The following is a 22890-nucleotide window of genomic DNA, read 5'->3' as shown; positions in this document are numbered from 1 at the left end:
AATATAGGTGTGTTTAGCATGAGAAAAGGAGTGAGATGGAACTAAATAAGGTTTATTTAGCGATTCCTCTCACTCCTACAAGAGATGGTTTCCTATCAAAAAGTAAGGAAGAAATTACATCTTCTCAGGTGCATCGACACCAAGTAAGCGAAGGGCTTCTTTCAAGACAACTGCTGTTGAATAGCTAAGAGCTAGGCGGCTATCGCGTTCTGGACTTTCATCCAAGATACGAGTGTGAGCATAGTACTTGTTGAAGGCTTGAGCCAAGTTAATCGCATATTTAGCAATTAAGGATGGATCATAGTTTTCAGCAGCACGTTTCACGACACGAGAGAAGTCTTGGAGAAGTTTGATAATTTCCCAGCTTTCTGGGTCGTTCAAGCTGTATGTTGCATCTGCAGATGGTGTGAAGTTGGCTTTGCGCAGGATGGATTGGATACGTGCGTATGCGTATTGTACGTATGGTCCAGTTTCCCCTTCGAAGGATACCATGGCTTCAAGGTCAAAGTCATACCCGTTGCGACGGTCTGTCTTCAAGTCGTAGAATTTAACGGCACCAACACCGACTGCATGTGCCACTTCTTCCTTGTTTTCCAATTCAGGGTTCTTTTCTTCGATCTGCGCTTTGGCACGAGAGATGGCTTCTTGAAGGGTTGGTTCGAGCAGGATGATATTTCCTTTACGAGTTGACAATTTTTGGCGGTTCTTTGTAACCAAACCAAAGTCAACGTGGATCATATCGTCGCTCCAGTCAAATCCCATTTTCTTCAAAACAGCTTTCAACTGACGGAAGTGGTTGGATTGTTCTTGACCTACAGCATAGATGTTTTTCACAAAGTTGTAAGTCCGTGCACGGTAGATAGCAGTGGCGATATCACGAGTGATATAAAGAGTAGCGCCGTCTGATTTCTTAATCATAGCTGGTGGAAGGTTGACATCATCCAACTCAACGATGCTAGCTCCCTTAGACTCTTTCAACAAGCCTTTTTCTTCAAGGATTTGGACAGCTTCATCCATCTTGTCATTGTAGAAAGCTTCTCCGTTTAAGCTGTCAAATTCAACACCGAGGAGTTTGTAGATACGGTTGAATTCTACCAAGCTTTCGTCACGGAACCATTGCCACAATTCAGTCGCTTCTGGATCTCCATCTTCCAATTTCTTGAACCAGAGACGTCCTTCCTCATCCAAAGCAGGATCATTTTCGATTTCGGCATTGATGCGGACATAGAGTTTCAACAATTCATCGATTGGATTGGCTTCGACGGCTTCCTTGCTACCCCATTTTTTGTAAGCCACCATCAAGAGACCGAACTGTTTGCCCCAGTCTCCCAAGTGGTTGATTTTAATGGTATTGTAGCCCATTTTTTTATAGATGTTTGAAATAGCATCTCCGATAACGGTTGAACGTAGGTGACCAACTGAGAAAGGTTTTGCGATGTTTGGACTAGAAAGGTCGATAGTCACGTTCGCTCCTTGACCTTCTTCTTGTTGTCCATAGGCTGCACCCGCTTGGATAACGGCTTTGATAACTTGGTCAGAGATCTTAGATTTGTCCAAGAAGAAGTTTACATAAGGACCAGTAGCAACGACTTTTTCAAAGTGAGAGGCATCGATTTTTTCCGCAATATCAGCAGCAATCGCTTGAGGAGCTTTGCGTTCGATTTTAGCCAAAGAAAAGGCAGGAAAAGCGATGTCTCCAAGGTCTGAAGATTTTGGTTGCTCTAGTAAATTTAAGATAGTTTCTTGGTCTAAGCCTTCAATGACTTTTGCCAATTCACTTGCAATAAGTTCTTTATGATTCATAGTAGCTCCTTTGGTCTTTTGTTACTATTCTATCACAAAATTCGGCCTTTCTTCAAACTTTTTGGTATAATCAAAGTATAATTATTCAAAAGTGGAGCAAAAATGAAAAAAGATGAACGTCAGCTTTTGATTCGAGAAATTATTCAACATGAGAAGTTATCGACGCAAAAAGACATTCAAGACCGCCTAGATCAAAGAGGGGCGGGAGTGACCCAGACCACCTTATCTAGAGACCTACGAGAAATCGGTCTGATCAAGGTAAAGGAAAAGGGTGGCCTCTATTATAAATTAGCAGACGAACCAGATCGAACAGATATTTTTAGACTGATTGCTCAATATGCACAAGTGGTCTCGAGAGCGGAGTTCACATTGGTTGTTCGGACGGAGCTGGGAGAAGCGGCTATTTTAGCCAACGCAGTCGATGAGATTTTGGATGATCAAATCCTTGGTACCGTAGCAGGGGCCAATACCCTCTTAATTGTTTGCAAGGACCAAGAAGTAGCACAAACAGTCCAGCAGAACATTCTCCAACATTCTAGTCACTAGTCAAGGGCGAGGGACCAGTCCAGAAAGGGATCGGCCCTCCTTTTATGTCAGTTTAGAGTTGGAGTAAGCACTCAGAATGAATGCAATGATATAGAAAAGGAACGATATGGCAGCAGAAAAAATATCACCTGGCATGCAGCAATACCTAGATATCAAAAAAGACTATCCGGATGCTTTTTTGCTCTTTCGGATGGGGGATTTTTACGAGCTCTTTTATGAAGATGCCGTCAATGCAGCTCAGATTTTAGAGATTTCTTTGACCTCTCGGAATAAAAATGCAGAAAATCCGATTCCCATGGCTGGAGTTCCCTATCATTCAGCCCAGCAGTACATCGATGTCTTGATCGAAAAAGGTTACAAGGTAGCTATTGCAGAGCAGATGGAAGATCCCAAGCAAGCCGTCGGTGTAGTCAAACGGGAAGTGGTCCAAGTCATTACTCCGGGGACCGTTGTCGATTCGACCAAGCCAGACAGCGCTAACAACTTCCTGGTAGCCTTGTCTCATGATGAGACGGATTATGGCCTTGCCTATATGGACCTAGTGACCGGGGAGTTTCAGGTTACCAGTCTAAATGATTTTGCCATGGTCTGTGGGGAGATCCGCAACCTACGGGCACGGGAAATTGTCCTGACCTACTCCTTGTCAGAAATGGAAGAAAGAGTCCTTCTTGGCCAAATGAATCTCTTGCTCTCCCCTATCTCAGAAGTGGCGGAGGATGTCCAACTTTTAGGGGTTGAGTTGACTCATTTGGAGAGAATAGCGGCAGGAGGCCTGCTCCAATATGTCCAGGAAACCCAGAAGCGGGAACTCCATCATATCAAGCCTGCCCATCACTATGAAGTCCGTGATTTCTTGCAGATGGATTATGCGACCAAGGCGAGTTTGGACTTGACAGAAAATGCTCGGACTGGCAAAAAACATGGCAGCCTCTACTGGCTCCTAGATGAAAGCAAGACAGCCATGGGAGGCCGTCTCTTGCGGGCATGGATCCAGAAGCCTTTGATGGACCGCCATCGGATCGAAGAGCGTCAAGAGATTATCCAAGTCTTCTTGGACCATTTCTTTGAGCGAAGCGATCTGGCAGATCGTCTCAAGGGTGTGTATGATATCGAGCGCTTGGCCAGTCGGGTCTCTTTTGGAAAGACCACTCCCAAGGACCTCTTGCAGTTGGGAGAAACCCTGCGCCATGTTCCCTTGATCAAATCGCTTTTGGTCGAGATGGGCGAGCCGGTGCTAGACCTCCTCATCGCCCAGTTAGATGAGCTACCAGAGCTTTGCCGTCTCATCGAAGCAGCCATTGATCCGGATGCTCCGATCGTTCTGACAGAAGGCAATATCATCCGTACCGGCTTCGACCCGACTCTGGACCAGTACCGTGTCGTCCTCCGAGAAGGGACTGGCTGGATTGCAGAGATCGAAGCCAAAGAACGGGAAGCCAGTGGCATTACCGGACTTAAAATTGACTACAACAAAAAAGATGGCTACTATTTCCATGTGACCAATTCCCAATTATCCCGTGTGCCAGCTCATTTCTTCCGCAAGGCAACCTTGAAAAATTCTGAGCGCTTTGGGACAGAAGAACTGGCTCGGATCGAAGGGGAGATGCTAGAAGCTCGGGAACAGTCGACTAGTCTAGAGTATGCGATTTTCCTACGGATCAGAGAGGAAGTCGGCAAGTACATCCAGCGCCTGCAGTCCCTAGCCCAAGCCCTAGCAACGGTGGACGTCTTGCAAGGCTTGGCCTGTGTGGCTGAAAGACAACAACTGACCCGGCCAGTCTTCCAAGAGGCGCGTGATATCCGGATTGAGAAGGGTCGTCACCCAGTTGTTGAAAAGGTGATGGGAGCTCAAAGCTACATCCCCAACAGCATTTCTATGGATGAGACCTGTGATATCCAGCTAATTACGGGACCTAATATGAGCGGGAAGTCCACCTATATGCGCCAGTTGGCCATCATTGTCATTATGGCTCAGATTGGTTCCTTTGTACCGGCTCAAGCGGCGACCCTCCCTCTCTTTGATGCCATTTATACCCGGATTGGGGCTGCAGATGACTTGGTATCCGGCCAATCGACCTTTATGGTTGAGATGATGGAGGCCAACAATGCCATTCGCCAAGCGACTTCGGCTTCTCTTATCTTGTTTGATGAGTTGGGACGGGGGACGGCGACCTATGATGGGATGGCTCTGGCTCAAGCCATCATCGAATACATCCATGACCGGACAGGGTCCAAAACGCTCTTTGCCACCCACTACCATGAGTTGACCGACTTGGAGCAGACCCTATCTCGCTTGCGCAATGTCCACGTCGCCACCTTGGAGAAGGATGGCCAAGTGACCTTCTTGCACAGGATTGAAGAGGGACCGGCGGATAAATCCTATGGAATCCATGTGGCCAAGATTGCAGGCCTGCCAAGCGATCTCTTGAAGCGGGCAGATACTATCTTGAGTCAATTAGAAGGCCAAAGCCACGAAGTGCCGATGGCGAATCCAACACAGCAATCCTCTCCAGAGCTTGGAGAACAGTTATCTCTGTTTGCAGCAGATGCAGCTCATCCAGTACTAGAAGAATTAAAAACTCTCGATATTTACAACATGACCCCGATGGAAGTCATGATGGCAGTTGCCGAGATGAAAAAGAGAATTTAAAAGACAGTTCATTCGAACTGTTTCAGATTGAAGACAAAGTAATTTTAAAAACTTTCCTTAGGTGAGTACGGACGTCAGCGAACTTCGTAGAAGTTCCATGACTAATCATTGAGCCTAAGGTCTCAATGATTCCGAGTGCCTGAAACACAGTTGTTTCAGGCACTTTTCTCACAGCGGAAAGTTTTTCATCTTCTTGAATGACTAAAAAATAAAAGTCATTTTTTTGAATTCCTCAGGCTTTTCCTTGCAACTGTTGGTTGATCTCTTCTACTTTTTTCTTGTAAATGCGATAAGAAACCGCCCAGATAACCAAGTACACAAGGCTAAACTCTATAATGACGGAGATGTAGAAGCTGATTTGGATTGGGAACCAGCCTCCCAAGGTTGCCAAAGGTAGAAAACCAAAGAGCATCAAAAGGTAGTGGCTGAGGGTCGCACGGAGGAGGCTCCAGTCTTTGTTGAACAGGTTTTTTCCTAAGCTGAAGAGCAAGCCGATGCCAGCCCATATAAGGATACAATAGAGCATGACAAGGGATCCATGCACGTCGTGGGCTTGCATCCATTGTCCAACGCCTGAACTTGGACTGAGAGGCATGTAAGTGGAAGGTGAGTTTAGGAAAGAAAAGACGATAGAGAGGGTAAGGCCGACGAAGATGCCTTTAGAGGCATTCGATAGATGAGTCTTTAACATGATAATTTCTCCTTAATAGCTTTTAAATAGCGACGAGACGAATAGGTGATGGTCCCGTTTTTCAGATTGATTTGGACCGATCCGCTGCTGGTAAAATACAGCTGATCGATTTCTTTGGTATTGATAATTTCAGATTGGGAAATTTTTAAAAAGTAGATGGGTAAGTCTTCAGAGAGTTGGTAGAGGGGGCCGGTGAGGATGAAGTGGTCATCCTTTGTTTCCCCAACGACTTGACGGTTTTCAATATAGAACCGATGAAACAAGTGAGTCTCTACAAGATAGGTTTCCCCCTCCTTCTTCGCTCTCAATCGTTCCTTCTGGTCCAATCCCTCAATGAATTGTTGGACTTTCTGGATGCGTTCGCTAGGTTGTGGCCCTGTGATGACTACGCCTTCTTCTTGAAAATGGGGGTCAATGGTAACTGTTACTTTCATACAAATCCCTTCTAACATATTGACGTCAAGTAAGCGATCCGCTAGCAGGACTTCTTGCTTACAAGTCTATTAAACACTTTTTCAGGCATCAAGACAAGGCTTTTCGCATATTCGGTCAGTTTGTCTGTTTATCTGGTAGAAGACGGTATCTTTAATAGAGCTGGAGCACAAGGTTTTATAAAGGGAGGGCTTCCTTGTAGATATGGTATAATAGTTCTACCTATGCGCGTATAAAACATAAGAGGGGAAGCTATGTCACAGATTATCGAATTACCAGAAATTCTAGCCAATCAGATCGCTGCCGGTGAGGTCATTGAGCGCCCTGCTAGTGTGGTCAAGGAACTGATTGAAAACTCCATCGATGCGGGAGCTAGTCAGATTGTCGTAGAGATCGAAGAAGCTGGCTTAAAGAGCATTCAAATCACGGATAATGGACAAGGGATTGCCCATGAGGAAGTGGAATTAGCTCTTCGTCGCCATGCCACTAGTAAGATCAAGAGTCAAGCCGACCTCTTTCGCATTCGGACACTAGGCTTCCGTGGCGAGGCCTTGCCGTCTATTGCCTCTGTCAGTGTCATGACCATCCTGACAGCTCAGGAAGGAGCTAGTCATGGGACCAAGCTAGAGGCTAAAGGGGGGGAAATCACTTCTCTTGAGCCAGCGACTAGCCCTGTGGGGACTAAAATCACAGTTGAGGACCTCTTTTTCAATACACCAGCCCGCCTCAAATATATGAAGAGCCAACAGGCAGAGTTGTCCCATATCGTCGACATTCTCAACCGCCTGAGTCTGGCTCATCCAGAGATTGCCTTTACCTTGATCAATGACGGCCATGAAATGACACGGACGGCAGGAACGGGAAATCTCCGCCAAGCCATCGCAGGAGTCTACGGGCTCGCTACCGCTAAGAAAATGGTTGCCATCGAGACAGGTGATTTGGACTTTGAAGTGTCGGGCTTCGTCTCTTTGCCAGAATTGACCCGGGCCAATCGCAATTACATTAGTCTCTTTATCAACGGTCGTTACATCAAGAATTTCTTGCTCAATCGGGCCATCTTGGACGGCTACGGCAGTAAACTTATGGTCGGACGCTTCCCGATAGCAGTGATTAATATCCAGATTGACCCCTATCTAGCCGATGTCAATGTCCACCCGACCAAGCAAGAGGTGCGTATTTCTAAAGAACGAGAACTAATGGCCTTGATCTCCCAGGCTATTGTCTCCGCTTTGAAAGAGCAGGATCTGATTCCAGATGCCCTAGAAAATCTAGCCAAGTCAACGCTTCGTCGAACAGAAAAGCCAGTCCAGACCAGCCTTCCTCTAAAAGAAAATAGCCTCTATTACGATCGAGACAAGGGAGACTTCTTTGTCCGTCCAGAGGTTGGGGAATCCCAGCCAAGTGGTGAATTGACCTCAGAGCAAGCGGTTCTCTTTGCCCCAGAAGAGAGAAATCAGGAGGCTAAATCACCAGCCATCAAATTTGCGGAGCGAAAGTCGCCTCAGTATGATCAACTTGACCACCCAGAGTTGGATCTAGCTAGTCTAGACAAGGCCTATGATAAGTTGAACGGGGAGGAACATTCGACCTTCCCAGAGTTGGAATATTTCGGTCAGATGCATGGAACCTATCTCTTTGCCCAAGGCAATGGGGGCCTTTACATCATTGACCAGCATGCGGCCCAAGAGCGGGTCAAATATGAAGAATATCGGGAGAGCATCGGGAACGTAGACGGCAGTCAGCAACAACTGCTGGTGCCTTATATCTTTGAATTCCCTGCAGACGATCTGATCCGCCTGCAACAGCGCAAACACCTCCTAGAGGAAGTGGGAGTTTATCTTGAAGAGTACGGAGCCAACCAGTTGATCTTGCGGGAGCATCCGATCTGGATGAAGGAAGAAGAGATCGAGTCGGGTATCTACGAAATGTGTGACATGCTCCTTTTGACTAAGGAAGTGTCCATCAAGAAATACCGGGCTGAGTTGGCCATCATGATGTCCTGCAAACGCTCCATCAAGGCCAATCACACGCTGGACGATTACTCCGCACGTGACCTGATCTACCAACTGTCCCAATGTGATAACCCTTATAACTGCCCTCATGGCCGTCCCGTCTTGGTTAACTTTACCAAGTCGGATATGGAAAAGATGTTCCGACGCATTCAGGAAAATCACACCAGTTTGCGGGAATTGGGCAAGTATTAAAAAAACAATAAAGGAAGATTATGTACGAATACATTAAAGGAATCTTAACGAAAATTACCGCCAAATACATCGTGGTGGAGACAGCTGGGATCGGCTATCTCTTGCATGTGGCCAATCCCTATGCCTACTCTGGCAAAATGAACCAAGAGGTGCACGTCTATCTGCACCAGGTGGTTCGGGAAGATGCTCACCTGCTCTATGGCTTTGCGACAGAAGAAGAGAAACAGCTCTTTCTGAACTTGATCTCGGTCTCTGGAATTGGCCCAGTCTCAGCTCTGGCCATCATTGCTGCAGATGACAATGCAGGCCTTGTCCAAGCCATCGAAAGCAAGAACATCACCTACTTGACCAAGTTTCCGAAGATTGGCAAGAAAACAGCCCAACAGATGGTGCTGGACTTGGAAGGTAAGATCAATCTTGATCTAGAAGATGTACCGGCTCAGTCCAAATCCAAAGTAACAGAAGAAAACCAAGCCTTGGAAGAAGCTATGGAAGCCATGTTAGCCTTGGGCTACAAGGCAACGGAACTCAAGAAAATCAAGAAATTCTTCGAAGGAACGACCGATACAGCAGAGAACTATATCAAGTCTGCTCTTAAGATGTTGGTGAAATAATGGGGATTGCCCGAATCAATCTAGTTGAAGCAAAGAACAGTAGCAACCATGTCAAGATAAAGTTTAAAAATGGGAAGATTGATACACTATGGCTACACTGCACCGTTTTTCCATTGTTTTGTAAAAATTGTCAACAGAGCCAAACAGGATTATTCTTGCATAGCGGTTCTCGCTATGGTCAAGTTGGCTCACTTCCTTGTGAATTTTGTGGTGCGAGTATTGCCATAGTAGATCATGACAATATAGTAGAAAGTATAAAGGTGAATGATGAATCTTGTTCTTTCGAGAAACTCTACCTGTTAGGTGCAGACTATATTGAATGGTTTGAAGAATGGTATGGGATAACAATGGCTCCAGAAAGCTTATTTGAAGGTTGGACTAATTGGGTGTCTGTAGACCAGCTGCGAGAACAGATTGAAACATTAACTGGAATAGAAACAGATGATGGTGTAAGGTATCAAACGGACGAGAGATTTAACCCTCTGCCACCAGATATTAATCGTTGGATTAATTTATTGGATAAGTCTACTGTTCCTTTGCCTGACTACGTTTCAAAGATAGGAGAATAAGATGCCAAAACGTTGTGGCTGGGTTAAAATGAACAACCCGCTTTATGTAGCCTACCATGATGAGGAATGGGGACAGCCTCTCCATGAAGACCAAGCACTTTTTGAGTTGCTCTGTATGGAGACCTATCAGGCTGGATTATCTTGGGAAACGGTACTCAATAAGCGGCAGGCTTTCCGAGAGTCTTTTCATGGCTATCACCTTCAAAGTGTCGCGGAGATGACGGATGAGAAGCTGGAAGCTCTGTTAGATAATCCAGCAATTATCCGCAATCGAGCCAAGATCTTTGCGACACGGGCCAATGCTCAAGCCTTTTTGCAAGTCCAGGAAGAATTTGGATCATTTGATGCCTATCTTTGGTCTTTTGTCAATGGGGAAACCATCGTAAATGATGTCCCAGATTACAGTCAAGTACCAGCTAAGACGCCTTTATCTGAGAAATTATCCAAGGATCTCAAAAAGCGGGGTTTTAAGTTCACCGGACCAGTCGCGGTTTTATCCTTTCTACAAGCAGCAGGCCTAGTCAATGATCATGAGAATGATTGTGACTGGAAAAATCCGAATAGCTAATCCATCGTAGAAAATTTTTCTACGATTTTTCTATTTTTGTGTTACAATGAAGAAAAATTACGAATAGTATAAGTGGAGGCGTTATGAAAGCAGAGATCATTGCAGTGGGAACCGAAATTCTCACAGGACAGATTGTCAATACCAATGCGCAATTCTTATCAGAAAAGTTGGCCGGTCTAGGAATCGACGTTTATTTCCAAACTGCAGTTGGAGATAATGCCGATCGTCTCTTATCTGTTCTTGCGATTGCGCGTGATCGAAGTGATCTTGTCATCCTCACGGGAGGCCTCGGACCGACCGAAGACGACCTGACCAAGCAGACCCTAGCCCAGTTTTTAAGTAAAGACCTGACCTTTGATTCCGAAGCAATGGCTAAGTTGGACCGCTTCTTTGCCAGTCGGCCAGACCATGTCCGAACTCCCAACAATCTGAGACAAGCGCAAATAGTGACAGGCTCAACACCGCTCCAAAATTTGACTGGTTTGGCAGTGGGAGGGCTGATTGAAGTAGAGGGTGTTAGCTATGTGGTCTTGCCTGGTCCCCCTAGTGAATTGAAACCCATGGTTACTGATGAGTTAGTGCCCTTGCTAGCCACAGACGAGAAGCTATACTCACGTGTCTTGCGCTTCTTTGGGATTGGGGAAAGCCAGCTGGTAACTGTTCTAGCCGATGTGATTGATGGCCAGACTGACCCGACGGTGGCTCCTTATGCCAAGACCGGAGAAGTCACCTTGCGCTTGTCGACCAAGGCTGCGTCACAAGAGCAGGCTGATCAGAAATTGGATCAGTTGGAGCAAGTGATCCTTCGTCATGAGACTTTAGATGGTCAAGCCTTGAGCCAGCTCTTCTATGGCTATGGTGATGACAATTCCCTAGCCAAGGTTGCTTTTGAACTCTTGCGCGAGAGAGGCTTGACTTTGACCGCAGCAGAGAGCTTGACGGCCGGGATGTTCCAGTCGACTCTGGCTAATTTCTCAGGAGCCTCAGCAGTCTTACCAGGAGGTTTCGTCACCTACAGCATAGAGGAAAAGAGCAAAATGCTCCAAATCCCCCTAGCTGAGTTGCAAGAACATGGAGTGGTCTCTGCCCATACAGCTGAGCGGATGGCAGCGCAAGCCCGTCTCTTAACAGGGGCTGACTATGGAGTCAGTCTGACAGGTGTTGCTGGTCCAGACAGTCTAGAAGGCCACCTAGCAGGGACCGTTTTTATTGGAATTGCGGGTCCTAAAGGAGTCCAATCAATCAAGGTCAATATCGCTGGCCGGAGTCGTATGGATGTTCGGAAAGTTGCAGTCCTCCATGCCTTTAATCTGGTACGCCGGACTGTATTATTAGATGAAAATTTGCTATAATGATAAGAAGCTTGTATAGCATTACGCTTTGAATATAGGAGAAAAGAATGGCGAAAAAACAGAAAAAATTAGATGATATCTCTAAGAAATTTGGAGATGAGCGTGAAAAAGCGCTTAATGATGCCCTAAAGTTGATCGAAAAAGACTTTGGTAAAGGATCGATTATGCGTCTGGGCGAACGCGCAGAGCAAAAAGTTCAAGTCATGAGCTCTGGTTCCTTGGCGCTTGATATTGCCTTGGGTGCTGGTGGTTATCCAAAAGGTCGGATCATCGAAATCTATGGTCCAGAATCATCAGGTAAAACAACCGTTGCTCTTCATGCAGTAGCGCAAGCACAGAAAGAAGGAGGCATTGCTGCCTTTATCGATGCCGAGCATGCCTTGGATCCATCTTATGCAGCAGCTCTTGGTGTTAACATTGACGAACTCCTCTTGTCTCAACCAGACTCAGGAGAGCAAGGACTTGAAATTGCTGGTAAATTGATTGACTCTGGTGCCGTTGACTTGGTCGTTATCGACTCTGTTGCTGCCTTGGTACCTCGTGCGGAAATCGATGGAGATATTGGGGATAGCCACGTTGGTTTGCAAGCACGGATGATGAGCCAGGCTATGCGTAAGCTTGGAGCTTCGATCAATAAGACCAAGACCATTGCTATCTTTATCAACCAATTGCGTGAAAAAGTTGGGGTTATGTTTGGTAACCCTGAAACCACACCTGGTGGTCGTGCCCTTAAATTCTACGCTTCTGTTCGTCTAGATGTTCGTGGAAATACTCAAATCAAGGGTACTGGGGACCAAAAAGATACCAACGTTGGTAAAGAAACCAAGATCAAGGTTGTGAAGAACAAGGTGGCCCCACCATTCAAGGAAGCTATGGTTGAAATCATGTATGGAGAAGGAATTTCACGTACAGGCGAATTGCTAAAAATTGCAACAGACCTTGATTTGATCCAAAAAGCAGGGGCTTGGTATTCTTATAACGGTGAGAAGATTGGCCAAGGTTCAGAAAATGCTAAGAAGTACTTGGCAGACCATCCAGAAATTTTTGATGAGATTGATCACCAAGTGCGCGTGCGCTTCGGTTTGATCGATGATGACACTGCTGTAGTTGCACAAGATGAAGTAGCTGAAAGCCCACTTGTTGAAGAAGTAACACTAGATCTTGATGATGCCATTGAGATTGAAGAGTAATTTTTTTCAAAATAGGTCGAAAGACTGATGGTTTTTATGGTATAATATACTACAATGTTATTATCGTGTGGCGAAAGGAGTGCATACATGATTAAAATTTACACAGTTTCAAGTTGCACGAGTTGTAAAAAAGCCAAAACTTGGCTAAATGCTCATCAGTTGATCTATAAAGAACAAAACCTTGGTAAAGAAGGAATTACAAAAGAAGAATTACTCGATATTTTGACCAAAACAGAAAATGGGATTGCAAGTATCGTTTCTTCAAAAAACCGGTACGCTAAGAATCTAGGTGTCGATATTGAAGACCTCAGCATGAATGAAGTCATCGATATCATCTTAGAAACACCACGAATCTTGAAAAGTCCTATACTAGTGGATAACAAGCGACTTCAAGTTGGTTATAAGGAAGATGATATTCGGGCCTTTTTACCACGTTCTGTACGAAATGTTGAAAATGCGGAGGCTCGCTTAAGAGCAGCCCTATAAGAAACAAGTAGCCAATCGTTTAGCTACTGAGAAGAGTCGAGATGTCAGGATCTCGACTTTTTCTTTTGTATCCGGCCAAAGAATCCACGAAAAAATGCTTGTAAGAATGTTTTTGAGGAGGATTCTATGGTACAATACTTCTGTGGGGGAAATCCCTTTATAGAAGCTTATCAAAGGAGAAAACATGAAAAAGAAGCTTATTTGTTTGGGTGTCTTGCTCCTGACGCTGACAGCTTGTGGACAGAAGAAACATGGGAAAACTGATTCTTCCAATGTCCAAAAATCCAACAGTGCTAAAATTGAATCGTTTAATAAAGAAAATCGAAATCTGTTAGAGAAGGCGGAAGAACAGCAAGTTTTCACTAAACACTTTGTCCTTCCAAAAGATGAAAGTGGTATTCGCCAGGAGCAGACCATCACTTATCAAGGGGAACAATTTCAAAAATTGGTCATGACCAATACCACTCCTGTCAGTGATGAATTGAAAAATGCTATTCAGGAAGTTGGTCTTGAAGAGGCCCAACGATTGATGGTAGAGTCGATGGGTAAGGATGAAAAACTTCAACAGGCGCGGACTCTCCAAGGATTTACCATTGAACTGACTTTGCCAAATGAAAATGAATACCAAACGGTCATCACTTATGATTTCACCCAGTTGGATACTAAAAAAGCGGTCGAGTTAGAGTACTTCAAATCAGCCAATATTGCAGATTTATTGAAACTGACACCGACAGAATATATGAATAATCTACTCCGTAATGGAGCAAAAGAAGAATAAGGAGAAAAAACATGAAAAAATTTCTATTACTAGTCGTTGCTGGATTGCTTATCTTGGCAGGTTGTGGGAACTCTCAATCAAAAGGGGGCAAGTCCTTATCGAAAGATAGCGTCGTTACTCGGACCTTTAAGATTAACAGAGATGTCAATGAAGCTGACGAGGTAGCCAAACAGGAAATTACAGTGACCGTATCCTACCAAGGAAAGAAATACAAGAAAGTTTCTATCAAACTAGCGACTCATGTATCGGATGAATTCAAAGATGAAGTCAAGAAATTGATCGATGCTGAGGATGATAAAGAAGGTGCCAAACAAGCCTTGATCGAAGGATACGAAGGTGAAGGTGGCATTGATGAATTGAGAGACTACGATGGAATCACCGTGACATCAGATTGGACAGGTGAAGCAATGATTTCTGAGATTGAGATTGATCCTGATAAAGTAGACTTCGATGACATTAAAAACAGCGAAGACTTGGGAGAAATTTGCAAAATGATTAAAACCTACTCTCCAACACTCTTCATCAAAAACATGGAAAAGAATGGCTTTAAAGAAGTCAAATAAAGCCATTGAAAAATGCAGTAGATCGCTTTCAAAAATAAGTGATAAAAAGTCCAAGAAAGCCCGTAAAATCAATATTTTTCGTTTGAGAAAGTATGGAAATTATGGTATAATAGTATGAATATAAAGAAAGAGGGTGGTATTGTGGGATTTACAGACGAAACAGTACGTTTTAATCTTGACGATTCAAACCGTAAAGAAATTAGTGATACATTAAAGGATGTCTACTTATCTTTGGATGAGAAGGGCTACAATCCAATCAATCAAATCGTAGGTTATGTACTCAGTGGTGATCCTGCTTATGTACCTCGTTATAACAACGCTCGCAACCAAATTCGTAAGTACGAACGAGATGAAATTGTTGAAGAATTGGTTCGTTACTACTTGAAAGGGCAAGGGATCGATCTCTAATGAGAATTATGGGACTAGACGTTGGCTCGAAGACAGTCGGAGTAGCCATCAGTGATCCATTAGGTTTTACTGCTCAAGGTCTGGAGATTATTCAGATTGATGAGGAGAAAGGAGAGTTTGGCTTAGACCGTCTCTCTGAACTGGTGAAGGAATACCGGGTTGATCGTTTTGTCGTTGGTTTGCCGAAAAACATGAACAACACAAGCGGTCCTCGAGTGGAAGCAAGTCAAGCTTATGGGAAGCGCCTTGAAGAGTTGTTCAACTTACCGGTTGAGTATCAGGACGAGCGTTTGACGACTGTTGCCGCAGAGCGGATGCTGATTGAGCAAGCGGATATTAGCCGAAATAAGCGTAAAAAAGTAATTGATAAATTGGCTGCCCAGTTGATTTTGCAAAATTATTTAGATCGAAAATTTTAGAAAAAAGAGGAAATAAGATGGCACACAATCATGATCATGACCACAACCATGACGAACGCGAATTGATTACGTTGGTAGATGAGCAAGGAAACGAAACCTTGTTTGAAATCCTTTTGACCATTGATGGAAAAGAAGAATTTGGTAAAAACTATGTTCTTTTGATTCCTGCAAATGCAGAAGAAGATGAAAACGGTGAAGTAGAAATCCAAGCATACTCATTTACTGAAAACGAAGACGGAACTGAAGGCGACCTTCAACCAATCCCAGAAGATTCAGATGATGAATGGAACATGATTGAAGAAGTCTTCAACAGCTTTATGGAGGAGTAAAAACATCCAGTGGATGTTTTTAGCCCTGCGCTGGAAATGAAAACCGCAAGTAAGTCTGGGAGACTGTATCACCTCAACTCCTAGAAACTAGAAAGAGTTGAAACATCCAGTGGATGTTATTAGCCCTACTTCCAGATACACTGGAATTGAAATAAGAAAACAAAGAAATAGCAGAGCGTGAGCCAGTAAGAAGGCTTGATCGCTCTTTTCTTTTAGGAGAAAGAAATGAATCAAATTGAAGAATGGATGAATAGTCGAATTGGGCTCAATTTTCGGTCAGGCTTGGGGCGGATGCAACAGGCTGTAAAGCTCTTAGGGGAGCCTCATGAAGCTGTTCCGATGATCCATGTGACGGGGACTAACGGGAAGGGCTCAACCATTGCTTTTATGCGCCAACTATTCCAACAGCATGGCCTAAAAGTGGGTACCTTTACTTCTCCACATATCGTTAGTATGCATGATCGGATCTGTATCAATGGGCAACCAATTTCGGATCAGGACCTGATTCGCTTGGGTCAGAGCATCCAAGCGATGGAGCCTCAGCTTCTCGAGACCCACGACCAACTCTCTTACTTTGAGATCATCACCCTCTTGGCATTTTTGTATTTCCATGAGCAAGAAGTTGACTTGGCTTTGATCGAGGTTGGGATCGGAGGGCTCCTTGATACGACCAATGTCATCACAGGAGATGTGGCAGTGATCACCTCAGTAGGGCTGGATCACCAGGAGACCTTGGGAGGAAGCCTAGAGGCCATTGCTAGGCAAAAAGCTGGAATCTTTAAAGCCGGGAAGCCAGCTGTTATCGGCCCACTGGCTGAAGAGGCTGAGCGTGTCTGCATAGAAAAGGCCCAGGAAACAGGCTGTTCGCTAGCTCGCTATGGAGAAGATTTCCAACTGGTGAAGGGCGTCTTCCAAGATGCGCACCATCGGTTTGACTCACTAAAAATTGGGCTCAAAGGAGCTTATCAGGAAGAGAATGCTGCGGTGGCTCTCGAAGCCTTTCTCCTCTTCATGGAGCAGAGAGGTCTGGCGGTCGATGAAAACGGTGTTCGGGAGGCTTTGCAAGCGACTAGCTGGCCGGGACGTCTGGAGAATTTTGACCAGGGCGTCTATCTAGATGGCGCTCATAATCCCCATGCTATCCATCGCTTGGTCGAATATGCTCGAACCTTTTCAGATAAGCGCGTGAGGATCCTCTTTGGTGCTTTAAAGCGTAAGGATTACAAAGGGATGTTGGAGATCTTTGCCAGCGACTTGCCGGAGGCGGACTTGACGGTGACGACCTTTGCTTATGGGGAAGTGGTCCAAGAGACGGATGGCTTAGGCTATCCTTATGTAGCAGATTTCAGAGATTATTTGCAAGACTTTTATAGCCGACAAGATGGTCAAGAGGTGCTCTTTGTCACTGGTTCTCTCTACTTTATTTCCGAAGTTCGCGCATATCTATTAGATCAGGGAAAGAATCCTTTATAGGCAACAACTCTCATCGGCCAGTCATTAAGATTGACCAAAAACAGGCTCTATCGTATACTAAAGGTGAGCCACAAATGAACGGGGAAGTCTGTTGAAAAGTTGGCGCGAAAGGAGACCATCTATGGCAAAGAAAGTAACTGCTTTATTAGCAACAGCTACAGTCCTCCTACTTGGAGCGTGTTCGAATCAGCAAACACCATCGTCTTCACAGTCTAATATTCAGGTGACTGCTTCCGAAGCAAAGACAACAAATACACAAGGAAGTTCTTCTGATGGAAGCTCAAATTCATCTAGTTTAAATACTACAAACACTCAAGTGACTCAAGGTAATATTGATGGAACCTACAAAGGGGTAGATGAAGCGGACCAGATTACCTTAGTTGTCACAGAAAATACAGGAACTTGGACAGCTGTGGAGCCTGACGGAGAACAAGAAATCAAGCCAGTGAAACTAGATGCTGCCAACCAGTCGATTATCATTGGAGATGATGTCTACCGCTATCGACTAGAGGGGCAACAATTGACTCTGGAAGACTTTGACCAAGAGCTCTATGATGATGATACAATTGTTCTGACCAAGCAATAAACTAGCAGAAGTGAGAGTGGGACAGAAATTGGTAATTCGTTAGAATTCAATTTCGTCGTCCCACCTCCGCACAGTTGGGTAGGGCTGTGAAAGCTGATGAAATCAGTGTAGTAGAGCCCACTCAACCACTGCGTCTTGCTCGATAATCCAAAGACAATTGAGAGGCTAGGACTTTTGTCCCAGCCTCTTTTTTCTCTTTATCGGGTTTGCGCTCCCTTCTTAGAACTGGTATACTAGTAGGGATTAGAAAAGAAGGAGAACGAGGGTGAGTTTTCGAAAAATTCGATTGTTAATGTCCAAATATGGGTTCAGTATCCTTTTTATGGGGTTTGAACTCTGGTTGTCCTTTGCAGCCTTCTTTTGGCTAAATGAATGGTTCCCCAATTGGATGTCTGTCACCATCATGGTCCTCTTGTATATCTCGACCATTTTGGCGATTGTTAACCGGAATATGCCTCCAGAGAGCAAGGTGACCTGGCTCTTAATTGCCGTCATCCCCGTTTTTGGTTCCCTTCTTTACCTCATGTTTGGGGAGCGGCGTTTGTCCAAAAAAGAGATGGTTCAGTTGGAAAATATGGAGTCCATGAAGTTCCGTGAGGATAATAGCCACGAGCTTCGCCTCCAGTTGAAAGAAGAGAGCAAGACCGTGTATGGGATGGTCAAGTCTATTCTATCCATGGACCACAATGCAGACCTGTACAACGGGACAGCTTCGATTTTCTTCCCACTAGGGGATCAGATGCTTCCGCAATTGTTGGAGGATTTGCGCTCAGCTAAGAAATTTATCTTTCTCGAATTCTACATCATCGAGGAAGGCCTGATGTGGAATAGTATCCTAGATATCCTACTTGAAAAGGTTAAAGAAGGGGTAGAGGTGAAATTGCTCTACGATGATATCGGCTGTATGGCGACCCTTAAGGGAAACTATACCAGACGCTTGCGAAAATTAGGCATTGACGCCCATAAGTTCAACAAGGTGGTGCCACGATTGACGGTGGCTTATAACAATCGAGACCACCGCAAGATCTTGGTCATTGATGGTCAGATTGGCTATACAGGTGGGGTTAACCTAGCGGATGAGTATATCAATCAGATAGAGCGCTTCGGTCATTGGAAGGATAGTGCAGTGCGCTTAGATGGTCGAGCGGTTAAGGCCTTGACGCGGCTCTTTCTCATGAACTGGTACATCAACCAGGGGGAAATTGAAGATTTTGATAAATACCATATGGAAAACCAAGCGGTAGAGGGTGAGGGCTTCTATATTCCCTTTGGTAGCGGTCCTAAACCCATCTACAAATCCCAAGTTGGTAAGTCTGTTTATCAGAATATCATCAATCAGGCGACGGATTATGTCTATATTACGACCCCTTATTTAATCATTGATTATGATTTGACAGAAGATATTCGAAATGCGGCACTCCGAGGGGTCGATGTACGCATCGTGACTCCTTTCATTCCAGATAAAAAACTGATCCAAATCGTTACACGAGGGGCTTATCCAGACCTCATGGAAGCAGGGGTGAAAATTTATGAGTACACTCCAGGCTTTATCCATAGCAAGCAAGTCTTGGCCGACGATGAAGTCGCAGTAGTCGGAACCATCAACTTTGACTATCGCAGCCTAGTCCACCACTATGAGAATGCTGTCTGGATGTATCGAAGCCCAGAATTGACCAAGATACGAGCGGATTTTGAAGAGATATTCTCTGTATCTCAGCAGATTCAGTTGGACACTTTCCGGATCACCTGGTACCAGCATTTGATTAAAGAGATTATGCAGTTGTTTGCACCAATGTTATAGGCGAATTGAGCGCTTCGTAGGGGAAGGAGGGCTTGTTAGTGCGAAGTGTATAATGAAATATTACAATTTGTTTACATACACTTATCTGAGAATTCTCAAAGGGTTATTTTTGATATAATGAACATAATCTATAAAAAATAAGGAGAACTTATGAAAAAGCTTGTAAAATATGGTGTTTTACCAGCCTGTTTATTGATGTTAGTAGCTTGTTCATCAAAACCAGTTGTTGAAAAACCTCAAACTAAAGAGGATAAAGTAGAACAATCTAGTGAATCGAAAGAAGAAAAGACAAAAAAACAAATTGAAAAAGATGGGGACATTATTCTTCGTGCCATCTTTACAGATCATTCTTCTGGTTTCACAACTTTGATGGGTACATCAGTTGACAAGTGGAAAAAACAAATTACCGAAAAATTTGTCGATGAAAATGCATCAAAATATTTACCAGCAGAAAACTACACACTTGAGCTCACAACTGAAACATTCACTCCAGAAAAAATCTTGGAATTGTTTGACCAAGCTCGTTTCAAAGTGTTAGCAACGATCGGTGATGACTATGAAATCACCAAGGTTGAAGACGAAGGAGATATTGCGACGGTTACCTTCAAATCTCGTGCAATTGCAACACGTGACTTGGCTAACTTGATCAACCGCGCAAAATCTAGTCTGTTTGAAAACGGAATTGAAGATGTTAAAAAATTAGAAGACAACACAGATCCAGATCTGGAAAAACGTTTGTCTTTATTGAACAACTTCTTGTTCTACTATGCCTTTGATCGTTTGAACGAAGATTTTGGGTACATCGAACCACGTGAGTACACTTTGGAATTGACAAAAACCAAAGAAGGGCGTTATATCCTTAGTGATGAAAGCTTCCTTGAACTACGTAAGGAAATCTTTGTAAACGAATACTCTGCTGATGGAGCTGAAACTCGTAAAGGAAGCAATTCTTCAAAGAGTGATTCTTCGACTAGCAAGGATTCAGATACAAGTTCAACCTCAAAAGATAAAGTATAAACCTATAAAAAAGGTGAGGAAACTCACCTTTTTTATTTGCTCATTTTTTCTTATGTTACTGTACAGAAAGTTAGGAATAGTATAAAATTAATAGTGGAGAAATGGGCATAGATTCTGATCTGTAGGCCAATTTTATGTTATAATATTTAAGAAAATAGTATGGGGGATAAAATGAATCGAAGTAGAAAAAACAAACATTCAAATAGAACAAGCGGTTGGGATCAGCTACGCATTGTAAATAGTGGTCTCTGGGTTTTAACGCTACTTGTAGCTGGGCTCTTTCTTTATAATGTCTTTAGCTACAATATCCTAGCTTTCCGTTATTTGAATATTCTTGTGACGGTATTGTTAATTGGCGGACTTTTTTTAACCTTGGGTTTGATCCTTGCAGGCAAGGCTAAAAAGACGACGCTATTTTTATTGGTTTTAGGCTTGCTAGGGACCTCCGTGGGGACATTTGTTACCCAGCAATTGGTCGATGTCGCTGGAAATGTGAACCGAAATGCCAACTATACGGAATTTGAAATGGCTGTCTATGTCAAAGCAGATAGTCCAATCCAAGATATCAAAGAAATCAGCAGTGTAGCAGCGCCTACGGGGAATAATAATGCAGATGATCTTCTAGCCTTGGTAGAGGAAGTGAAGAAAACGCGCCAGCATGACTTGACCATCGAAGATGTGGAATCTTACGTGGCAGCCTACCAGGCCCTACAAGAAGATAAGACACAAGCCATTGCTTTGAATAGTACCTTTGAGGATACCATTGCCAGTGTGGATGCTGACTACGCGAAAAAATTAAAGAAAATCTATTCTTACAAGATCCGTCGCCAAGTGGAAACCAAGGCAAAGGCGGATGCCAATGCGGATACCTTTAACATCTATGTCAGTGGGATTGACACCTATGGCCCAGTCACTTCGGTTTCTCGATCTGATGTCAATATTATCATGACGGTCAATCGAAAGACCAAGCAAGTCTTGCTGACCACGACTCCGCGTGACGCCTATGTACCGATCGCAGATGGTGGGAACAACCAAGGGGATAAATTAACCCACGCTGGGATTTACGGAGTAGATGCGTCTATTCATACCTTAGAAAATCTGTACGACATCAAGATTGACTACTATGTCCGCTTGAATTTCACTTCTTTCTTAAAGCTTGTCGACCTCGTCGGAGGGATTGATGTAGAAAATGATCAAGAGTTTACAAGTCTACACGGGAACTACCACTTCCCTGTAGGAAAAGTCCACTTGGATTCGGAACAAGCTCTTGGCTTTGTCCGTGAACGCTACTCTCTCGAAGGTGGAGACAACGACCGTGGGAAGAACCAAGAAAAAGTCATCGCAGCCATTATCCATAAATTAACATCGACCAAAGCATTGAGCAATTACAACGAAATCGTTTCTGGTTTACAAGATTCCTTGCAAACCAATATGCCCTTGCCAACCATTATGAATTTGGTCAATACACAGTTGGAGACTGGTGGAAGCTACAAGGTGACTTCACAAGCTGTCACTGGACAAGGACGAAATGACTTGCCTTCATATGCGATGCCAGGATCTGCTCTTTACATGATGGAGTTGAATGCTGATAGCGTGGCACAAGCCAAAGAAAAGATAAACCAAACCATGGAAGGAAAAAACAATGATTGATATTCATTCACACATTGTCTTTGATGTGGATGATGGACCAAAGACGATTGAGGATAGCAAACTCCTCATCGAGGAAAGCTACCGTCAAGGGGTCCGAACCATCGTTTCGACGTCCCATCGTCGGAAAGGGATGTTTGAAACCCCAGAAGAAAAGATCTATCAAAACTACTTAGCAGTAAAAGAGATGGTGGCGACCTATCTACCGGAAATGACCTTGCATTTTGGAGCAGAAATCTATTATACGCGAGATATTATTGAAAAACTGGAAGCTGGGACTATTCCAACGCTTGCTGAAACCAGCTTTGCCTTGATCGAGTTTAGTATGGCAACGCCCTACAAGGAGATTCATCAAGCCTTAAGTGCGGTCTTGCGCTTAGGAGTGACTCCGGTAGTTGCCCATATTGAACGGTACCACTGTTTGGAAAAGAATGAAAAACGGGTGCGGGAATTGATCCGAATGGGATGCTATACCCAAATCAATAGTTCGAGTGTGCTCAAGCCTAAATTGTTTGGCGATCGCTACAAGTTCATGAAACATCGTGCCCAATATTTCTTGGACAAGGATTTGGTCCATTTTGTTGCGAGCGATATGCACAATGTCGATCAGCGCCCTCCATACATGGAAAAGGCTTATCAGTTGATTGAAAAACGTTACGGAAGTAACCGAGCGCGTGCCCTCTTTATTGAAAATCAACAAGCATTACTGGATAACGAATTATTTTAACAATCAAGTTCCATCACGGGGATTGAAAAGGAGAAAG

At 44.1% G+C, this 22890-nt stretch carries 23 protein-coding genes; 20 read left to right on the top strand and 3 right to left on the bottom strand.

All coding sequences use genetic code 11. The annotated features are described in order from the left end of the window. Positions 1–114 precede the first annotated feature (114 nt). On the bottom strand, positions 115–1803 hold the full coding sequence (argS, locus tag FJR71_RS06905; RefSeq protein WP_140814396.1) for an arginine--tRNA ligase: 1689 nt from the start codon (positions 1801–1803) through the stop codon (positions 115–117). 102 nt (positions 1804–1905) lie between these two features. Here argS and argR point away from each other — a divergent pair, with 102 nt between their 5' ends. Both argR and mutS read left to right on the top strand, forming a co-directional pair. Further along, positions 1906–2349 carry an arginine repressor gene (gene argR, locus FJR71_RS06900; protein ID WP_140814395.1) on the top strand — a complete coding sequence of 148 codons (444 nt, stop codon included), beginning with the start codon at positions 1906–1908 and terminating at the stop codon, positions 2347–2349. A gap of 106 nt (positions 2350–2455) precedes the next feature. Then, positions 2456–4999: a DNA mismatch repair protein MutS gene (mutS, locus tag FJR71_RS06895; protein ID WP_140814394.1), complete on the top strand. Its 2544-nt coding sequence runs from the start codon at positions 2456–2458 to the stop codon at positions 4997–4999. Between the two features lie 232 nt (positions 5000–5231). On the opposite strand, the gene FJR71_RS06890 is transcribed toward mutS, so the two are convergent. Together FJR71_RS06890 and FJR71_RS06885 are read right to left on the bottom strand one after the other, a co-directional pair. Beyond that, positions 5232–5690 carry a DUF3021 domain-containing protein gene (locus FJR71_RS06890; protein ID WP_140814393.1) on the bottom strand — a complete coding sequence of 153 codons (459 nt, stop codon included), beginning with the start codon at positions 5688–5690 and terminating at the stop codon, positions 5232–5234. Continuing rightward, positions 5684–6124, bottom strand: a complete 441-nt coding sequence (locus FJR71_RS06885; RefSeq protein ID WP_172605107.1) for a LytTR family DNA-binding domain-containing protein — start codon at positions 6122–6124, stop codon at positions 5684–5686. Before FJR71_RS06885 ends, FJR71_RS06890 begins: the two co-directional genes overlap by 7 nt. Before the next feature lie 252 nt (positions 6125–6376). Between FJR71_RS06885 and mutL the strand changes: the two genes are divergently transcribed. From mutL to cps4B, 18 genes are all read left to right on the top strand, one after another. Beyond that, positions 6377–8326 (top strand): DNA mismatch repair endonuclease MutL, encoded by a 1950-nt coding sequence (mutL, locus tag FJR71_RS06880; protein ID WP_140814391.1) that lies wholly within the window; start codon positions 6377–6379, stop codon positions 8324–8326. A gap of 20 nt (positions 8327–8346) precedes the next feature. Continuing rightward, entirely contained in the window at positions 8347–8940 is a 594-nt protein-coding gene (gene ruvA, locus FJR71_RS06875) for a Holliday junction branch migration protein RuvA (protein WP_140814390.1), read from the top strand. Then, the gene (locus FJR71_RS06870; protein WP_140814389.1) at positions 8940–9509 is read left to right on the top strand and encodes a hypothetical protein; all 570 of its coding nucleotides are present in this window, start codon (positions 8940–8942) and stop codon (positions 9507–9509) included. The genes ruvA and FJR71_RS06870 overlap by 1 nt, the downstream gene beginning before the upstream one ends. Position 9510: 1 nt before the next feature. Further along, entirely contained in the window at positions 9511–10077 is a 567-nt protein-coding gene (locus FJR71_RS06865) for a DNA-3-methyladenine glycosylase I (protein WP_140814388.1), read from the top strand. 83 nt (positions 10078–10160) lie between these two features. Beyond that, positions 10161–11429, top strand: a complete 1269-nt coding sequence (locus FJR71_RS06860) for a competence/damage-inducible protein A (protein ID WP_140814387.1) — start codon at positions 10161–10163, stop codon at positions 11427–11429. A 47-nt stretch (positions 11430–11476) separates the two neighbouring features. Then, positions 11477–12619, top strand: a complete 1143-nt coding sequence (gene recA, locus FJR71_RS06855; protein WP_006595398.1) for a recombinase RecA — start codon at positions 11477–11479, stop codon at positions 12617–12619. 87 nt (positions 12620–12706) lie between these two features. Then, entirely contained in the window at positions 12707–13105 is a 399-nt protein-coding gene (gene spx / locus FJR71_RS06850; RefSeq protein ID WP_006595399.1) for a transcriptional regulator Spx, read from the top strand. Between the two features lie 184 nt (positions 13106–13289). Next, complete coding sequence (locus tag FJR71_RS06845; protein WP_061564488.1) at positions 13290–13883, top strand: SP0191 family lipoprotein; 594 nt, start codon at positions 13290–13292, stop codon at positions 13881–13883. Positions 13884–13894: 11 nt separating this feature from the next. After that, on the top strand, positions 13895–14446 hold the full coding sequence (locus FJR71_RS06840; protein ID WP_048715629.1) for a hypothetical protein: 552 nt from the start codon (positions 13895–13897) through the stop codon (positions 14444–14446). Between the two features lie 141 nt (positions 14447–14587). Further along, positions 14588–14854, top strand: coding sequence for an IreB family regulatory phosphoprotein (locus FJR71_RS06835; protein ID WP_006597020.1), 267 nt, complete (start codon positions 14588–14590; stop codon positions 14852–14854). Continuing rightward, the gene (gene ruvX / locus FJR71_RS06830) at positions 14854–15273 is read left to right on the top strand and encodes a Holliday junction resolvase RuvX (protein ID WP_006595404.1); all 420 of its coding nucleotides are present in this window, start codon (positions 14854–14856) and stop codon (positions 15271–15273) included. Before FJR71_RS06835 ends, ruvX begins: the two co-directional genes overlap by 1 nt. A gap of 17 nt (positions 15274–15290) precedes the next feature. Beyond that, positions 15291–15602, top strand: coding sequence for a DUF1292 domain-containing protein (locus FJR71_RS06825; protein WP_006595405.1), 312 nt, complete (start codon positions 15291–15293; stop codon positions 15600–15602). Positions 15603–15827: 225 nt separating this feature from the next. After that, positions 15828–17075, top strand: a complete 1248-nt coding sequence (locus FJR71_RS06820; protein WP_140814386.1) for a bifunctional folylpolyglutamate synthase/dihydrofolate synthase — start codon at positions 15828–15830, stop codon at positions 17073–17075. Positions 17076–17196: 121 nt separating this feature from the next. Beyond that, positions 17197–17661: an SP_0198 family lipoprotein gene (locus tag FJR71_RS06815; RefSeq protein WP_140814385.1), complete on the top strand. Its 465-nt coding sequence runs from the start codon at positions 17197–17199 to the stop codon at positions 17659–17661. Between the two features lie 265 nt (positions 17662–17926). Continuing rightward, positions 17927–19462, top strand: coding sequence for a cardiolipin synthase (cls, locus tag FJR71_RS06810; RefSeq protein ID WP_140814384.1), 1536 nt, complete (start codon positions 17927–17929; stop codon positions 19460–19462). A 150-nt stretch (positions 19463–19612) separates the two neighbouring features. Then, positions 19613–20479 (top strand): hypothetical protein, encoded by an 867-nt coding sequence (locus FJR71_RS06805; protein ID WP_061564486.1) that lies wholly within the window; start codon positions 19613–19615, stop codon positions 20477–20479. Between the two features lie 159 nt (positions 20480–20638). Continuing rightward, positions 20639–22129 carry an LCP family glycopolymer transferase CpsA gene (gene cpsA, locus FJR71_RS06800; protein WP_125329282.1) on the top strand — a complete coding sequence of 497 codons (1491 nt, stop codon included), beginning with the start codon at positions 20639–20641 and terminating at the stop codon, positions 22127–22129. Then, on the top strand, positions 22122–22853 hold the full coding sequence (gene cps4B / locus FJR71_RS06795) for a capsular polysaccharide biosynthesis protein Cps4B (protein ID WP_140814383.1): 732 nt from the start codon (positions 22122–22124) through the stop codon (positions 22851–22853). The genes cpsA and cps4B overlap by 8 nt, the downstream gene beginning before the upstream one ends. Positions 22854–22890 lie beyond the last annotated feature (37 nt).

This window comes from Streptococcus xiaochunlingii (genome assembly GCF_006385805.1).
GTDB lineage: Bacteria > Bacillota > Bacilli > Lactobacillales > Streptococcaceae > Streptococcus > Streptococcus xiaochunlingii.
This window is presented reverse-complemented; position numbering and strand designations above follow the sequence as displayed.

Bases quoted from the DNA above. Each gene is read 5' to 3' on its own strand.
- spx (WP_006595399.1), top strand. From the start codon at position 12,707: ATGATTAAAATTTACACAGTTTCAAGTTGCACGAGTTGTAAAAAAGCC.
- FJR71_RS06870 (WP_140814389.1), top strand. From the start codon at position 8,940: ATGGGGATTGCCCGAATCAATCTAGTTGAAGCAAAGAACAGTAGCAAC.
- FJR71_RS06845 (WP_061564488.1), top strand. From the start codon at position 13,290: ATGAAAAAGAAGCTTATTTGTTTGGGTGTCTTGCTCCTGACGCTGACA.
- FJR71_RS06885 (WP_172605107.1), bottom strand. From the start codon at position 6,124: ATGAAAGTAACAGTTACCATTGACCCCCATTTTCAAGAAGAAGGCGTA.
- mutL (WP_140814391.1), top strand. From the start codon at position 6,377: ATGTCACAGATTATCGAATTACCAGAAATTCTAGCCAATCAGATCGCT.
- mutS (WP_140814394.1), top strand. From the start codon at position 2,456: ATGGCAGCAGAAAAAATATCACCTGGCATGCAGCAATACCTAGATATC.
- cps4B (WP_140814383.1), top strand. From the start codon at position 22,122: ATGATTGATATTCATTCACACATTGTCTTTGATGTGGATGATGGACCA.
- FJR71_RS06825 (WP_006595405.1), top strand. From the start codon at position 15,291: ATGGCACACAATCATGATCATGACCACAACCATGACGAACGCGAATTG.
- FJR71_RS06865 (WP_140814388.1), top strand. From the start codon at position 9,511: ATGCCAAAACGTTGTGGCTGGGTTAAAATGAACAACCCGCTTTATGTA.
- FJR71_RS06820 (WP_140814386.1), top strand. From the start codon at position 15,828: ATGAATCAAATTGAAGAATGGATGAATAGTCGAATTGGGCTCAATTTT.
- ruvA (WP_140814390.1), top strand. From the start codon at position 8,347: ATGTACGAATACATTAAAGGAATCTTAACGAAAATTACCGCCAAATAC.
- cpsA (WP_125329282.1), top strand. From the start codon at position 20,639: ATGGGGGATAAAATGAATCGAAGTAGAAAAAACAAACATTCAAATAGA.
- argR (WP_140814395.1), top strand. From the start codon at position 1,906: ATGAAAAAAGATGAACGTCAGCTTTTGATTCGAGAAATTATTCAACAT.
- FJR71_RS06805 (WP_061564486.1), top strand. From the start codon at position 19,613: ATGAAAAAGCTTGTAAAATATGGTGTTTTACCAGCCTGTTTATTGATG.
- FJR71_RS06890 (WP_140814393.1), bottom strand. From the start codon at position 5,690: ATGTTAAAGACTCATCTATCGAATGCCTCTAAAGGCATCTTCGTCGGC.
- recA (WP_006595398.1), top strand. From the start codon at position 11,477: ATGGCGAAAAAACAGAAAAAATTAGATGATATCTCTAAGAAATTTGGA.
- FJR71_RS06840 (WP_048715629.1), top strand. From the start codon at position 13,895: ATGAAAAAATTTCTATTACTAGTCGTTGCTGGATTGCTTATCTTGGCA.
- ruvX (WP_006595404.1), top strand. From the start codon at position 14,854: ATGAGAATTATGGGACTAGACGTTGGCTCGAAGACAGTCGGAGTAGCC.
- FJR71_RS06860 (WP_140814387.1), top strand. From the start codon at position 10,161: ATGAAAGCAGAGATCATTGCAGTGGGAACCGAAATTCTCACAGGACAG.
- argS (WP_140814396.1), bottom strand. From the start codon at position 1,803: ATGAATCATAAAGAACTTATTGCAAGTGAATTGGCAAAAGTCATTGAA.
- FJR71_RS06815 (WP_140814385.1), top strand. From the start codon at position 17,197: ATGGCAAAGAAAGTAACTGCTTTATTAGCAACAGCTACAGTCCTCCTA.